At 47.8% G+C, this 14341-nt stretch carries 15 protein-coding genes; 5 read left to right on the top strand and 10 right to left on the bottom strand.

The window, feature by feature from the left end; translation table 11 throughout:
- Positions 1-48: 48 nt before the first annotated feature.
- Complete coding sequence (locus KNO66_RS11265) at positions 49-1674, top strand: ABC-F family ATP-binding cassette domain-containing protein (protein WP_015880408.1); 1626 nt, start codon at positions 49-51, stop codon at positions 1672-1674.
- Between the two features lie 30 nt (positions 1675-1704).
- On the opposite strand, the gene KNO66_RS11260 is transcribed toward KNO66_RS11265, so the two are convergent.
- A complete protein-coding gene (locus tag KNO66_RS11260; RefSeq protein WP_214742562.1) occupies positions 1705-2454 on the bottom strand; it encodes a FixH family protein in 750 nt (249 codons plus the stop codon).
- 265 nt (positions 2455-2719) lie between these two features.
- Between KNO66_RS11260 and KNO66_RS11255 the strand changes: the two genes are divergently transcribed.
- Both KNO66_RS11255 and KNO66_RS11250 read left to right on the top strand, forming a co-directional pair.
- On the top strand, positions 2720-3916 hold the full coding sequence (locus tag KNO66_RS11255; RefSeq protein WP_214742561.1) for a LysM peptidoglycan-binding domain-containing protein: 1197 nt from the start codon (positions 2720-2722) through the stop codon (positions 3914-3916).
- Positions 3917-3981: 65 nt separating this feature from the next.
- Positions 3982-4245: an LlsX family protein gene (locus tag KNO66_RS11250; RefSeq protein WP_214742560.1), complete on the top strand. Its 264-nt coding sequence runs from the start codon at positions 3982-3984 to the stop codon at positions 4243-4245.
- 26 nt (positions 4246-4271) lie between these two features.
- Here the strand turns inward: KNO66_RS11250 and KNO66_RS11245 are convergent, their stop codons facing one another.
- The 5 genes from KNO66_RS11245 to KNO66_RS11225 all read right to left on the bottom strand — a co-directional run bounded on the left by KNO66_RS11245 (position 4272) and on the right by KNO66_RS11225 (position 10068).
- Positions 4272-4709: a hypothetical protein gene (locus KNO66_RS11245; RefSeq protein ID WP_214742559.1), complete on the bottom strand. Its 438-nt coding sequence runs from the start codon at positions 4707-4709 to the stop codon at positions 4272-4274.
- Complete coding sequence (locus KNO66_RS11240; protein WP_214742558.1) at positions 4706-6031, bottom strand: PepSY-associated TM helix domain-containing protein; 1326 nt, start codon at positions 6029-6031, stop codon at positions 4706-4708. The genes KNO66_RS11245 and KNO66_RS11240 overlap by 4 nt, the downstream gene beginning before the upstream one ends.
- Positions 6032-6247: 216 nt before the next feature.
- Positions 6248-7516, bottom strand: a complete 1269-nt coding sequence (gene aceA / locus KNO66_RS11235) for an isocitrate lyase (protein WP_214742557.1) — start codon at positions 7514-7516, stop codon at positions 6248-6250.
- 75 nt (positions 7517-7591) lie between these two features.
- Positions 7592-7888, bottom strand: coding sequence for a hypothetical protein (locus tag KNO66_RS11230; RefSeq protein ID WP_214742556.1), 297 nt, complete (start codon positions 7886-7888; stop codon positions 7592-7594).
- Complete coding sequence (locus tag KNO66_RS11225; protein ID WP_483299196.1) at positions 7885-10068, bottom strand: malate synthase G; 2184 nt, start codon at positions 10066-10068, stop codon at positions 7885-7887. Before KNO66_RS11225 ends, KNO66_RS11230 begins: the two co-directional genes overlap by 4 nt.
- Positions 10069-10249: 181 nt before the next feature.
- Between KNO66_RS11225 and KNO66_RS11220 the strand changes: the two genes are divergently transcribed.
- The gene (locus KNO66_RS11220) at positions 10250-10696 is read left to right on the top strand and encodes a MarR family winged helix-turn-helix transcriptional regulator (protein ID WP_078146066.1); all 447 of its coding nucleotides are present in this window, start codon (positions 10250-10252) and stop codon (positions 10694-10696) included.
- Positions 10693-11328 (top strand): nitroreductase family protein, encoded by a 636-nt coding sequence (locus KNO66_RS11215; protein ID WP_074036693.1) that lies wholly within the window; start codon positions 10693-10695, stop codon positions 11326-11328. The genes KNO66_RS11220 and KNO66_RS11215 overlap by 4 nt, the downstream gene beginning before the upstream one ends.
- 39 nt (positions 11329-11367) lie before the next feature.
- Here the strand turns inward: KNO66_RS11215 and KNO66_RS11210 are convergent, their stop codons facing one another.
- Genes KNO66_RS11210 through KNO66_RS14955 form a run of 4 tightly spaced genes read right to left on the bottom strand, consistent with a single transcriptional unit; the run spans position 11368 to position 14333 of the window.
- Entirely contained in the window at positions 11368-12030 is a 663-nt protein-coding gene (locus tag KNO66_RS11210) for an NAD(P)H-dependent oxidoreductase (protein WP_214742554.1), read from the bottom strand.
- Positions 12031-12046: 16 nt separating this feature from the next.
- A complete protein-coding gene (locus tag KNO66_RS11205; RefSeq protein WP_214742553.1) occupies positions 12047-12658 on the bottom strand; it encodes a class I SAM-dependent methyltransferase in 612 nt (203 codons plus the stop codon).
- A complete protein-coding gene (locus KNO66_RS11200; RefSeq protein WP_214742552.1) occupies positions 12655-13662 on the bottom strand; it encodes an ABC transporter permease in 1008 nt (335 codons plus the stop codon). The genes KNO66_RS11205 and KNO66_RS11200 overlap by 4 nt, the downstream gene beginning before the upstream one ends.
- Entirely contained in the window at positions 13659-14333 is a 675-nt protein-coding gene (locus KNO66_RS14955; protein ID WP_214742551.1) for an ABC transporter ATP-binding protein, read from the bottom strand. The genes KNO66_RS11200 and KNO66_RS14955 overlap by 4 nt, the downstream gene beginning before the upstream one ends.
- Between the last annotated feature and the right edge of the window lie 8 nt (positions 14334-14341).

The following is a 14341-nucleotide window of genomic DNA, read 5'->3' as shown; positions in this document are numbered from 1 at the left end:
GATACAATACACGTCGTAAACTAATCAGAAAAACGAGGGATACCATACATGATTACAGTAAATAACGTCAGCCTACAATTTGGCGGTCGCAAGTTGTTTGAAGAGGTGAACATCAAGTTCACGCCAGGCAACTGTTACGGATTGATTGGTGCGAACGGTGCCGGAAAATCGACATTCTTAAAGATTTTATCAGGTGAACAAGATACGACGACAGGTGATGTCAGCATCACACCGGGTGAGCGTCTCGCGGTCCTCAAGCAGGACCACTACGCGTATGAGGACAGTGCAGTTCTCGAGACCGTCATCATGGGTCACGAGCGTCTCTACAAAGTAATGAAAGAAAAAGACGCCATCTACATGAAAGAAGACTTCTCAGATGAAGACGGGATGCGCGCAGCTGAACTCGAAGGGGAATTCGCTGAGTTGAACGGTTGGGAAGCAGAGTCGGAAGCCTCGATGGTCCTCCAAGGTCTCGGTATCTCTGAAGCGCTCCACCAGAAACAAATGAGCGAACTCACAGGTGGGGAGAAAGTCAAAGTCCTTCTTGCCCAAGCGCTCTTCGGTAAGCCAGATATCCTCCTCTTAGACGAGCCGACCAACGGACTTGACCTAAAAGCGATTCAATGGTTAGAAGAATTCTTGATCAACTTTGAAAACACAGTCATCGTCGTTTCCCACGACCGTCACTTCTTGAACAAAGTCTGTACGCACATGGCCGACCTCGACTTTGGAAAAATCCAATTGTATGTCGGGAACTACGACTTCTGGTATGAGTCTAGCCAACTCGCTACACGTATGGCGGCAGACCAGAACAAGAAGAAAGAAGAGAAAATCAAAGAGCTTCAAAACTTTATCGCACGTTTCAGCTCGAACGCATCGAAAGCGCGTCAAGCGACGTCGCGTAAGAAGTTGCTCGATAAGATCACACTTGATGACATCCGTCCGTCATCACGTCGTTATCCATTCGTCGGATTCACGATGGAACGCGAAATCGGGAACGATGTTCTCTATGTCGACAACGTTTCGAAAACGATTGATGGTGTAAAAGTGCTCGACAACGTCACGTTCTCACTCAACAAGACGGACAAAGTTGCATTCGTTGGTCGTTCTGACGTTGCCATCACGACACTCTTCAAAATTCTCATGGGTGAGATGGAACCAGACACTGGATCGGTCAAATGGGGCGTGACGACGACTCAGTCGTACTTCCCGAAAGACAACTCGGAGTACTTCGAAGGCTCAGAAAAGAGTATTTTGGACTGGTTGCGCCAGTTCTCACCAGCCGATGAGTCAGATACGTTCCTCCGTGGATTCCTTGGCCGTATGCTCTTCTCAGGTGAGGAAGTCATGAAGAAGGCGTCTGTCCTCTCAGGGGGAGAAAAAGTACGCTGCATGCTCTCGAAGATGATGCTCTCGAACTCGAACGTGCTTGTCCTTGACGATCCAACGAACCACTTGGATCTCGAATCGATCACGGCACTCAACAACGGTCTCGAGTCGTTTAAAGGCGTACTCCTCTTCAGCTCACATGACCATCAGCTCATCTCGACGATTGCGACACGCATCATCGAAGTGACACCGAATGGCATCGTGGACAAAGAAGCAACATACGATGAGTACTTGGAGAACGAGGCGCTTCAACAACAAGTAGAATCACTTTACCAAAATGCATAATAAAAAATCGGCTCAACGTGAGCCGATTTTTTATTTAACGTTTACCGTCTCCATGACGTGCTCATGAATATCATGACCTTTCGTGACATGGACTTGGACGTTGTATGCGCCTGATTCAGCAAAGGTGTGTACACCTTTATACATCCCAGCATCTGCTTCCTCTAACTTCACCCACTCATGCTTCTCTGCCCCGTCTTGGAAGATTTCGAGTTGTACTTCCGCCCCAGCGAGCATCTCGTCTTCAATCATGACGTGCACCATGAATGGTTGCTCTTCTCCCGCTGTCGCCTCTTTCGGGTCAAGCGTGATATCCGCTCCGGCATGGTGATGATGCTCACTCTCTTCTTCCGCTTCAGCAGCCGTTTCTGGATGTCCGACCGTCACATTTGTCGTAGGCATCGTATGCATCGAACGCGCTGTCACGTGCACTTGAACTGTATAAACCGCTTCTTCAGCGAACGTCGTCTCGGCTTCATAGACACCGTCTTTCGTGAGTGACGCCTTGATCATGTCACTTTCTTCTTTCGCACCGTTCTTCCATACTTCGAACTTGATTTCATCCGCATCGTCTACAGGTTGACCATCTTGCGTGACGTGAACCGACAAGGGTACAGCTTCTCCTTTTTCAGCTGTTGCCTCAACCATCAATTCTGCATCTACTGGCTCCATTGATTGCGGAACAGTTGCACTTTCCGCTTCTTTCTCCGTGCCGCACGCACCGAGTACAAACAGCCCGATGAGCCCAAACACGACCCCAAACCGTGTCATCATCTTTTTCATTATAAGTCCTCCTTATAAATCGCTTACATCTTTCACACATTGTTCATGATACCATCTCTTTCCAAAAAGAGTGTGAGCATTCTGTGATATAACCCACGATATGTTCTCACAAATTTCACACATATAGTTGAATCGAAATTTGTTGTGTACATTTCCGTATTTTAGTCCATCACTTCTAAAAAGGGGTATATAAAATATATTAAGGTTAAACATTTGGAAAGTCTTAACATCAAGGGAGTTACATCATGACTGGAGGCGAATTCAGATGAAACGTAAGGTCATTCGTGGGGCGATGGCACTGTTCATCTTATTAGCGATGGTGATCACACAATCGATTTCCGTCAGTGCCGCCGCTTCAACATTTATCACGAGCGTGAATACGACGAGCAAGGTCGTCGCATTGACGTTCGATGACGGGGCAGACGGGGCGAACACGAACAAGATTTTAGACATTTTAACAAAAAACAACGTCAAGGCCACTTTCTTTTTAACGGGTTCGGGCGCAAATAATCATCCACAGTACATTAAAAACATCGCCGCAAAAGGGCATCAGCTCGGAAACCACTCATATACACACCCAGACTTCACCAAACTGACTGCCACTCAAATGAAATCCGAGCTCGACCGCACGGAAGCTTTGATTAAATCGTTGACGGGAAAAACAACAAAACCGATTTTCAGAGCCCCGTTCGGTGCCGTCAATAGTACCGTATTGAACGGTGTGGGGGCTGCCGGATACGGCTACACGATTCAATGGAACATCGATACGATTGACTGGAAAGGATTAACCGCAAGTCAAATCAATACGAAAGTTCAGACCAACATTAAGCCGGGTTCAATCGTCTTGATGCATACAGGTGCGGGTGCACCGGGTACCCCACTCGCATTACCGACGATGATTTCACAACTGAAAGCAAAGGGCTACAAATTTGTCACGGTCTCGCAATTACTGGCGTATCAAAACACATCGACGAACAAAACGTATACCGTGAAATCAGGCGACACATTGTATAGCATCGCACGGACGTATGGCGTCACCGTATCCGCTCTTGCTGCTACCAACAACATCACGAACTATAGCTTAATCTACGTCGGACAAGTGCTCATCATTCCAGGAACAACCGTCGCACCGCCACCTACAACGACTGTGAAATATACTGTGAAATCGGGCGATACGCTCTATAAGATTGCGACGATGTACAATACAACTGTCGCAAAAATCGCAACCGCCAATAACATCACGAACGTTAACCTCATCAGCGTCGGACAAGTGCTCATCATTCCAGGAACGACTGTTACACCACCACCTACAACGACCGTGAAGTATACGGTGAAGTCGGACGATACACTCTATAAGATTGCGACGATGTACAATACGACCGTCGCAAAAATCGCAGCCGCCAATAACATCACGAACGTCAATCTCATCAGCGTCGGACAAGTGTTAACCATTCCGAAATGAGTGCACTGCGAATCTTTTCCTCTTTCTGTGACGTATGCTAGACAAACAGGAAAAGAGGAACCATTATGACTCGAATCGCAATCCGCGTTAGTATCACTGCACTCATCGGATTTGTTGTCTCCATTGCCACATTCTCGATTTTGATTTGGCTCGGTTATGAACAAGCACTCACATCCGGTGAGCCAATTCAATTCTTCACTCGTGACATTTATCAATTCGAAAACGGAATCGGGGTCGCCAACCAGAATCAGATGGCCATCCTCGGTGCCGGATTCGTGGGCATTGCCATTCTCATTGGAGAGATCGGGATACGTCTTAAACGAAAGTAACCGCTGCATACGCAACGGTTACTTTTTTAATGCTGATGTTCACCGCTATGGTCGTGTGAGTGAACGATTGGTTGTTGCAATTGGTCGATTTGGTCTTGCGGTACATCACCGACAATCATCCACGCTGAAGGCGTATAGACCTTCTGCCCTTCATGGACCATGCCGTTCACTTGATAGATTCCCTGGTCGAGCTTCACGCTCGTCACGAGATAGCTATCCTTTTCTGTCACTTCATACGTCCGGGTCTCTTCCGAATCGTAAGGTGTGACTTGGATATGGCTTTCCGTCACGCGTTCGTCATTCGATACTTTCATCGCAAGCGTCGTCGCTCCAACTTCTACACGTTCAGGTACGATCAGTTGAATCCCGATCGGATCAATGGTGCGTTCTACTGGTTGAAGCTGACACGCGCCTAACCAAATCGTCGCTAGGATGACAGGAAGCACTGTTTTGAATCGTCTCATGCTGCCACCTCCGCTTTCAACTTCCGGCGTCCAATCAACCAATCAAATACAAGAACGACAAGGATACTGATTCCTGCGAGCGGTAATGTCACACCGAGCAGTAAAATCAAGATACCGACGATTCGTTTGATCCGGTCGTCTTCAAATCGTTTCATCTGTTCGATTGATCCGACTTTTCGTTTACGCCACATCACGAACGAGCTGATGACAACGAAAATGAGACTTAGACAAAGCGTGACTCCGACCAATTGATTAAGCAAACCGAATAGGCGACCTTCATGGAAGGCAATTCCGACCGTAATCAGTTTTCCGAGAATCCCGTAATCTGCGTATGTCACAGAGCTGAGTGTTTCACCACTGTATTGATCTAAGTTCACCGTCGCTTCTTTAAACGGATGACCCGCCGCCGAGGTGACGGTATAGACGCCAGTTTCGCCTTCCGGAAGTGAGATCGTATACGGTCGATCGATCGACGTATTGTTCACGACCTGATTCAAATCAATTGGCAGAAGCGTACTTGGAGAAGACGTTGGAACGAGATCTGCCTGGGTCGCCCAAGGCACGTCTTCCGCCACATCTTTTGTCGTCACGGTCGATTCTGGCTTGGCGCCAAACGCATAGGCATATATTGGTGCTCCCGTGTTCGTCGACGAGGAAACCCACTGCAACATCGCACCCGAAACGGATGACCAGGCAAGACCTGAACTGATGATGATGACGAGACCGAATGATGTCCATAAAGCGACGCTACCATGCATCTGTTTCCACCACTGCCGGCCTTTCCCGAGCTTCGGCATAAGCATCCGAATCGGATTCTTACCGCGCGGCCAGAATAAGAACGTTCCCGTGATGAGTAGAATAATCGCCCATGACGCCGCGAGCTCGACAACCCAGTTCCCAATTTGTCCCCCCAACAGCGTGCCATGAATGACAAACAGTAAATCCATGCTACTTTCAGCAGTTCGTGTTCCTAAAACTTCTGTCGTTTCCGGATGAATATATGTATACATCATCTCGTCTTCGTTCATCCAACCGATTCGAGTCGATTCACCTTCATCCGGCAATCGAATTGAAGTGATCATCGCATCCGGATATTCTGACCTAAATGATTCCTTTTGAACTTCTATCGGCTGTTCTTCCGTGAATGATGCCGTCATCATGTCTTTGTACTGCATCTTCGTTACTTGTGGTTCAAATAAATAAATGCTCCCTGTCACAGCCAGGATAATGAAAATCGGTGCAAATATAAGACCTGCATAAAAGTGCCAACGCCAAACCGCTTGATACCAAGCGTTGCGTTTGTTCAATCGTTCCCCCTGCATAACGCTTCCCCCTTTATCATTGTGTCCAACTTGTGAACAGATTGAGTATACAAGGAATGGAAACGGTTTATTATTACTATTTGTGACAACTATTCGTCGAATTGGAGAAGTGAAAATGAACTTCGATTCACCCTTATTTCACATATTCATCGACTGGTCTCACACACTTTCACATAAAGAAAGAGACACCAACAAATTGGCATCTCCAAAATATGATCAATTTGTGAACTGCTCTGCTTCTGTCGATCCAGCCAGTGCAGTCGTTGATGATTGCCCACCTGAGATGACGAGCGAGACTTCATCGAAGTAACCCGTCCCGACTTCACGTTGGTGACGTGTCGCTGTGTAACCATGTACTTCAGCCGCAAATTCTGCTTGTTGTAACTCCGAGTAGGCTGCCATGCCACGGTCTTTGTACCCACGTGCGAGCTCGAACATGCCGAAGTTGAGCGCGTGGAATCCAGCGAGTGTGACGAACTGGAACTTGTAGCCCATTGCGCCGATTTCTTGTTGGAACGTGGCAATCTCTTCGTCTGACAACTTCTTCTTCCAGTTGAACGATGGTGAGCAGTTGTAAGCGAGAAGTTTTCCTGGATACTTCGCATGAATCGCTTCGGCGAATTGACGTGCCTCTGCCAAATCTGGTTCAGACGTCTCACACCAGACGAGGTCTGCATACGGTGCATAAGCGAGTCCACGAGAGATTGCTTGCTCGATACCAGCTTCCGTACGATAGAAGCCTTCCGATGTACGCTCTCCAATGATGAACGGGTGATCGATTGGGTCGATGTCGCTTGTGATCAAGTTCGCTGCGTGCGCATCTGTCCGCGCTACGATGATTGTCGGGACGCCCATGACGTCTGCCGCGAGTCGAGCCGAAATCAAGTTTTTCACAGCCGTCTGCGTCGGGAGTAATACCTTTCCACCAAGGTGACCACATTTCTTCTCAGACGAGAGCTGGTCTTCGAGGTGAACACCGGCAGCTCCTGCTTCGATCATCGCCTTCGTCAATTCGAATACGTTGAGCACCCCACCGAACCCTGCTTCCATATCCGCGACAATCGGTGCGAACCAATGCGTATCGCCTTTTCCTTCTGCCGTTTGAATTTGGTCGGCACGTTGAAGTGCCTGATTGATTCGTTTGACGACACTCGGCACCGAGTTGGCCGGATATAGACTCTGGTCCGGATACATATGACCTGACAGGTTCGCATCCGCCGCTACTTGCCAACCACTCAAGTAGATGGCTTCGAGTCCTGCTTTTACTTGCTGAATCGCCTGGTTCCCTGTCAATGCACCAAGTGCATGGACGTAGTCACGCTCGTGCATCAATTGCCACAAGCGTTCCGCTCCTTTTGTCGCAAGCGTTTGTTCAATCACGATAGACCCTCGTAATTTCATGACGTCTTCTACAGAGTACGGACGTTCTACACCTTCAAATCGTTCTGACTGCCAGCTGTTCAATAATTCTTCGCGTTGTTTCATCAATAAACCCTCCTGTATTATATTAATTTTGATAAATTTAATTTGTTATATAACAGATATTACAAACGAAATGACTTAATCGAGGTAAGCACAGCATTCCAATGCTGCCTTAAACGTCGAATGCTCCATCCCGCAACAACGACAGACGTTCTCTTCGTCCCGATCTTCCGGCTTGCGGAATACGACGACTTCATCGATCGGCTCTTTCATGATTTGAAGTGAACCGTCTGTCCGGTCCAAAACGAGGCGCATCAAGTCGTTACCATATACGAATGCTGTATTCGCAAGTGATGCAGTCGATTTTCCAGATACGATGCGGCGGACGACCCAACGTTCAATCAACTGTTCGCTTTCCATTTTTTTCGTTGTCATGATAAGGTTCCTCCTTTTAAATTGAACTCCACAGTTTGTCGTTTCATAAATTCACGGCGGCGGCGATGTAAGATTGGTTCCGTATACCCGTTCGGCTGTTTCAACCCATGAAACACGAGTTCGTGGGCAGCTTGATAGGCGATCGACTGATCGACGTTCGGCGTCATTGGTCGATAATTCGGATCTGACTCGTTTTGTTCGTCGACGACTCGTGCCATCCGATAAAGCGTGACCTCCACTTGATCCGCTGAACAAATGCCGTGATGTAACCAGTTGGCCACGTGTTGGCTCGAAATCCGGAGTGTCGCCCGGTCTTCCATCAGTCCGATATGGTGAATATCTGGCACTTTCGAACAACCGACGCCTTGCTCGACCCAACGAACAACGTATCCGAGCAACCCTTGCAAGTTATTCTCAAGCTCTTCTTTAATCTCTTCTTGCGAATAGATACGCGTCGCGAGCGGGATATCAAGGAGCTGTTGCCGCTCATGTTTCAAATGAGGCTGCTTGATCAATTCTCGCTGTACATTAAAAGCATCGAGTTGATGATAGTGCATCGCATGGAGCGTCGCTGCTGTCGGTGAAGGCACCCATGCCGTCGTTGCCCCGGAGCGTACGTGTGCCATTTTTTCACGCATCATGTCCTGCATCCGGTCGGGCATCGCCCACATCCCTTTTCCGATTTGTGCTTGATGATGGAATCCGCTCTCGAGACCGGTTGATACATTCAACCGTTCATATGCAGCGAGCCAAGGTGACGTCTTCATTTCTCCCTTCCGACGCATCGGTCCGAGTGTCATCGAGGAATGAATCTCGTCTCCCGTCCGGTCAAGGAAGCCCGTATTGATGAAGACGACTCGATCTTTTACTTGCGCGATGCAATTTTTCAAATTGAGCGACGTTCGTCTCTCTTCATCCATCACGCCGACTTTCAACGTATAGCGAGGAAGGTCCAGTAGATCTTCTACGGCGTCAAACAAGTCATTGGTGAATGCTACTTCTTCAGACCCGTGCATTTTCGGCTTGACGATATAGATCGACCCTTCCCGAGAGTTGAGACGACGATGGAGATGGCGACTTGCGATCAATGAAGTGAAGATGGTATCAACGATCCCTTCTGGCACCTCACGCCCTTCTGCATCAAGGATCAAATCCGTCGTCATCAAGTGTCCGACGTTCCGAATGAATAGAAGTGCGCGTCCTGGGAGCACGACTTCCGCCCCACCTTTTCCAATCAAACGCTTATCTTCGTTTAAACGTCGAGAGAGTCGCTTCCCATTCTTTTGGAATGAGGCTTCAAGCGTCCCATTCATTAGACCGAGCCAATTGCGATACAAATGAACTTTGTCTTCCGCGCAAACGGCTGCGACCGAGTCCTCACAATCCACGATTGCGGATAGGGCTGATTCGAGCTCGATGTCCATCAGTCCAGCAGGATCGACTTTGCCGACCGGATGTTCTCGGTCGAATTGAAGTTCCACATGTAAGGCATGGTGTCTGAGCATCAATGTCTTCAACTCGTTTGGTTCCCCGGTGTAACCGACGAAGAAATCATCTGCGAATGAATGCTCGTCGTCTCCAATCACCGCATAGGCGACATCGTCACGAACGACGTATCGTGTCACTTCCTCGTGCGATCCTGACGGCAGCGGGAACGTGTCATCCAAAAACTGTTTCGCCAACCGAACGACTTCCTTACCGCGAACGGGATTATATACTCGTCCCTTTTCCATACCGTCTGTCTCGTCAATCATGTCCGTCCCATAAAGGGCATCGTAGAGACTTCCCCATCTGGCATTGGCGGCGTTGAGTGCATATCTGGCATTATCTAACGGGACAACGAGTTGTGGTCCAGCTTGATGCGCGATTTCATGATCGACATGCGACACATCGATGTGAAAATCTTCGACGACCGGTTCGATATAGCCGATTGACGTTAAAAATGTCTCATATTCGATTGGATCGACTTCCTCTTGACGACTGTACCACTCCTGTAACAATCGCTCGTATGTCGTCCGTTGCTCTAGAAGTGTCTGATTCACTGGAATGAAACGCTCTAGAAGCGATTCGACGCCTTCCCAAAAAACGTTGATTTCATGGGGATCAAGAACGTTTTTATTCACAAGTTCAATCAGTTTCTCATGAATATGATACGTATTTAGTCGTTCATAGTGTTCCAAGCGTTCACATCCTCCTTTAATCATTGTTATATATCAGTTGATTACAATATAGTCTATTATATAACAGTTTGACAACCCATTTCTTAAAACTTTTTATTTGAAATCTCGTCACGATGGGTTTACTATACATTGTGTGACCCATCAATAATTGAGTCATCAATGATTTGAGGAGGCGATGTGCATGCGAGATTCTTGCTCGCTTCGTGATCAAATTCTCTATCACATCATCACCGTACAAAAAGAATTGGGGCAATTATTCGACTCGGAAATGGACGGACTCAGCTTGAGTCGCTACGACATTTTAAGCAACCTGTATCACGTCGGTCCATTGCGGCAACGTGAATTGCAGCAACGTGTCGATGTCGATCACGCCGCCATCACCCGACACCTGAAACAATTAGAGACACAAGGACTCATCACGCGGAGACGCTGCGAACAAGACAACCGTGTCATCTATGTCGAGTTGACAGACGATGGTCGTGAACAAATTGCACATTGGACTGAGCAAAAAGAGTGCTTAACGGACCGACTTTTTGTCAACATGAAGGTAGAGGATCAACAACAGTTACTAGCATCACTCACGATGTTACAAGATACTATTGACCATGAAAGGAAGACTACAATATGAACACTGCTACACAAAAAGACTTTATGGAGATTGTCAAAGGACGCCGTTCGATTCGTGTATACGATGAGAACGTCAAAATCTCAAAAGAAGAAATGACACAAATTCTTGAAGAAGCGACAACAGCTCCTTCATCACTTAACTTACAACCATGGCGCTTCGTCGTCATCGATAGCGCAGAAGGAAAAGAAACACTCCTTCCACTCGCAAGCTTCAACAAACGCCAAGTGGAAACATCTTCAGCTGTCATCGCCCTCTTTGCTGACTACCAAATGGCAGATTACACAGAAGAGATTTTTGATACAGCGGTAGAGCGCGGTATGATGCCGGCTGAAGTCCGCGACCGTCAAGTCGACATGATCAAAGGCATCTTCAAAGATGCACCGAAAGAAATGGTCAAAGACAGCATCATGCTCGATTCAGGTCTTGTTGCGATGCAACTCATGCTCGTCGCACGTGCGCACGGGTATGACACAAACCCAATCGGCGGATACGACAAAGCGAACATCGCTGAAGCGTTCGGTCTCGACAAAGAACGTTACCTTCCAGTCATGCTTCTCTCAATCGGGAAAGCAGCAGAAGAAGGGTATCCATCAGTCCGCTTCCCAGTCGACCGCATCACAGACTGGAAATAATTCAAAAGAGTCAATCGCCGAGGCGATTGACTCTTTTTTTCATCCGATATATTTGACGACTTCGTTAAAGTCACGACGTGTTTTCGGTGCGAAATCGCGCGCTCGATACCCAAATGCAACCATGACTGAAAGTGACCATTCGCCTCGTTCCATCACGCCTTCTGAGATGAGCAACTCATCGATTTCCTCTTGATTGAACCCTTCGATCGGGCATGAATCAATCTCGATTTGTGCGGCAGCCGTCATCATATTTCCGAGCGGGATATATGTCTGACGCTTGATCCATTCTTGGAAGACACGCTCATCACCTAAGAGACGGTAGTCGTTCTCCTGGAACTCTTGTACCCGTTTCACGCGCTGTGCGTATTCTTCTTCCGTACGGCCCTGTACACCCGTCACGATATGACGAATATAGTCCGCATCATAACGCATGGCTTTAGGGGTTCTTGCGAGGATCAACACGAAGTGACTGGCAGTCAGTGCCTGACCTTGCGCTCCCCATGCATGATCTTTAATTTTTTGGAGTAAATCTTCCCGACGCACCACGACAAATTGCCATGGCTCGAATCCGAACGAACTCGGCGAAAGACGTCCCGTCTCTAAAATGAACTCCATGTCCTCTTCTTTGATTTTACGATCCGCATCGAACGCTTTCGTCGCTTGACGCCAACGATACGCTTCTAAAATGTCTTTCTTTTTCATCGTGCTCACTCCTCCATTACCAAGATGACTCCATCATATCAAACCGATAAATCAAAAATCGCTCATGAAGATTCTTTAGCGGCAATCGCACCGTTTGTACGTACTGAAAAGGCGTATTGTCGTTCAAATAATGGAGATACTCATCCGCCGGATAATATAAAATCACATCGACCGGACGAGGGACCGTTTCAACAGATTCGATGATGTTGGCGATCACTTGACGGAAGACGTTCACCGAGAACGGATTAAAGAAGTAGAATCGATTCGCATCCGATGGAATCGTGAATTCTTCCGCGAGTCCCTGTTCCAATTGAACACTTCCCCGATTACGATGTTTCTTCGTATAGCTCATCCAATTTTGAAGTGCCTCCTCATGAAATCCACCGTCCATCTCGACACCGATTGCCCGCACGCGAAACGTATATGCTAAATAGAACGGCAGACGTCCTTTTCCCGAACCGAAATCCACGATGGTATCTGTGGACTCTAACGGAAACGCATCCCGAAGCAAATCGAGTGCCTCGTAAGGAGTCGGCTCATAACGGTGATATTCGGCTGAGGACGGGAATCCTTGCTGTGGTTTGGCCGTCTCGATTTGTAACAGTTGTTCATATTGCTGTTCGTTCATGATGAACCTCTTTCTTGAATAGATTGGAAGAATGGATGCCGCTCCATTTCTCTCGTGAACGACGTCTGTTCCTGATAGGCGACATATAACAGATAAATCGGAACCACTAGTTTGAACCAGCTCGGGAGAAGAATCACGCTCGTTCCCCCGAGTGGAATGAGTCGAAACCATAGATTCCGATGACTCGGCGTTCTAAAGTACATAAGGAGCGCCGTCGTTCGTCTGACGGTGCCGAAGCGGTTCGGTCTCGGTCGATACAGGGGACGTTTCCGTTCACTCGTCTTCTCGATGGCTCCTGACGTCGTCAGCAGGACACGGTCGAATGAGGCACGCTCACGTTCCCCGATTTCAATCTCGCGACCGATATTCGGATGTTTCGACACCCATCCTTCCCCTACATATAACGCAAATGTGACCATCATGCTTCCGATCAACACACTGAGTAACATCGAATCAATCAATAACGCATACACACCTACAAAAGCAAGGAGTATAATCAATAATCGCTTCATGAGATGGGCGTGTCGGAGACGAAATTGATACTGAATCCATGCATGGCACCAACCGAGTAGAAATAGTGCAGCCCCAAACGCGAGTATCTCGCCCACACTCCTGCCCTTTATGTATAGAATCGGTGCAAGCAACAGTAGATAACATCCATATTGAACCAGGTGTTGAGTCATCTGATATACGACGGAATACCATTTCAACTGTCGAATGAAATGACGATCAGCTACAAGGATGAGATCGGCACGCTCAATCCAGACAAACATGCGATCTTGCCACATGAACCATCCAATCAGAAGTGCCCAAAGAAAATAAGGGATGTCACCTAACCAGGGGAAGCTCCCTTCCCAGACTTGCCAGTAGGAATAACCTGCCCATATGAGAAGAGGAAGGACACCGTATAAAAAAATCGCCCAGTCGACAATCAATCGGATCGTCTTCCACTGTTGTTTTATATAACGGGAGACACGTATCCAAAACAATCGTTTCGCAATCATCGGAGCGCCACATCTTCCATCATATCGAACAACGTCATCCCCTCTGTGTCGAGCGCTTCACGAATCTCCGCTTTCGTCCCACTCGCCAGGAGTTGCCCGTCATCAATCCATACGAAACGATCACACAATCGCTCGGCCGTATCAAGAACGTGTGTGACTAATAAGACACTTGCCCCCCTCGTACGCTCCGCTTCTAACAGTCGAAGTAACTGAATGGTCGTCGTCGCATCCAATCCGATAAATGGTTCATCGACAATCAATACATGCGCTTCTTGAATGAGCGCCAATAAAATCATCGCCTTCTGTTTCATCCCTTTTGAATAAGAGGAGAGATACCGGTCGGTCACATGATCGAGTCGGAAAAGCTTTAGCAACTCCTCCGTTTTTTCTGTTGAATCGATTCCCGTTAATTCTTGGACGAGTGCGATATGTTCAGACAGCGTCAAATAATCATAGTAGACCGGTTGCTCCGGGATGTACGCATAGCGTTCCATCTCGATCGTTCCCTTCATCCAAGGAATCGTTCCGGTAAGACAGGCGATGGTGGTCGTTTTTCCCGCACCATTCGACCCAATCACCCCTAAAATCTCACCTGCCCGTACATCAAACGAGATGTCTTGAATGATAGGTTCGTTTATTTCGTATCCTGCTTGTTCAATTCTCACATCCACGATGGGTC

The sequence above is a fragment of the Exiguobacterium sp. s48 genome (assembly GCF_018617395.1).
Lineage (GTDB): Bacteria > Bacillota > Bacilli > Exiguobacteriales > Exiguobacteriaceae > Exiguobacterium.
The sequence above is the reverse complement of the archived record's forward strand: the minus strand, read 5'-3'. Positions and strand labels throughout refer to the sequence as shown.

What these genes read in the sequence shown, in the direction of transcription:
- KNO66_RS11215 (WP_074036693.1), top strand. Translation starts at nt 10,693, where the DNA reads ATGAACACTGCTACACAAAAAGACTTTATGGAGATTGTCAAAGGACGC.
- KNO66_RS11255 (WP_214742561.1), top strand. Translation starts at nt 2,720, where the DNA reads ATGAAACGTAAGGTCATTCGTGGGGCGATGGCACTGTTCATCTTATTA.
- KNO66_RS11220 (WP_078146066.1), top strand. Translation starts at nt 10,250, where the DNA reads ATGCGAGATTCTTGCTCGCTTCGTGATCAAATTCTCTATCACATCATC.
- KNO66_RS11265 (WP_015880408.1), top strand. Translation starts at nt 49, where the DNA reads ATGATTACAGTAAATAACGTCAGCCTACAATTTGGCGGTCGCAAGTTG.
- KNO66_RS11205 (WP_214742553.1), bottom strand. Translation starts at nt 12,658, where the DNA reads ATGAACGAACAGCAATATGAACAACTGTTACAAATCGAGACGGCCAAA.
- KNO66_RS11240 (WP_214742558.1), bottom strand. Translation starts at nt 6,031, where the DNA reads ATGCAGGGGGAACGATTGAACAAACGCAACGCTTGGTATCAAGCGGTT.
- aceA (WP_214742557.1), bottom strand. Translation starts at nt 7,516, where the DNA reads ATGAAACAACGCGAAGAATTATTGAACAGCTGGCAGTCAGAACGATTT.
- KNO66_RS11210 (WP_214742554.1), bottom strand. Translation starts at nt 12,030, where the DNA reads ATGAAAAAGAAAGACATTTTAGAAGCGTATCGTTGGCGTCAAGCGACG.
- KNO66_RS11260 (WP_214742562.1), bottom strand. Translation starts at nt 2,454, where the DNA reads ATGAAAAAGATGATGACACGGTTTGGGGTCGTGTTTGGGCTCATCGGG.
- KNO66_RS11250 (WP_214742560.1), top strand. Translation starts at nt 3,982, where the DNA reads ATGACTCGAATCGCAATCCGCGTTAGTATCACTGCACTCATCGGATTT.
- KNO66_RS11245 (WP_214742559.1), bottom strand. Translation starts at nt 4,709, where the DNA reads ATGAGACGATTCAAAACAGTGCTTCCTGTCATCCTAGCGACGATTTGG.
- KNO66_RS11200 (WP_214742552.1), bottom strand. Translation starts at nt 13,662, where the DNA reads ATGATTGCGAAACGATTGTTTTGGATACGTGTCTCCCGTTATATAAAA.
- KNO66_RS11230 (WP_214742556.1), bottom strand. Translation starts at nt 7,888, where the DNA reads ATGACAACGAAAAAAATGGAAAGCGAACAGTTGATTGAACGTTGGGTC.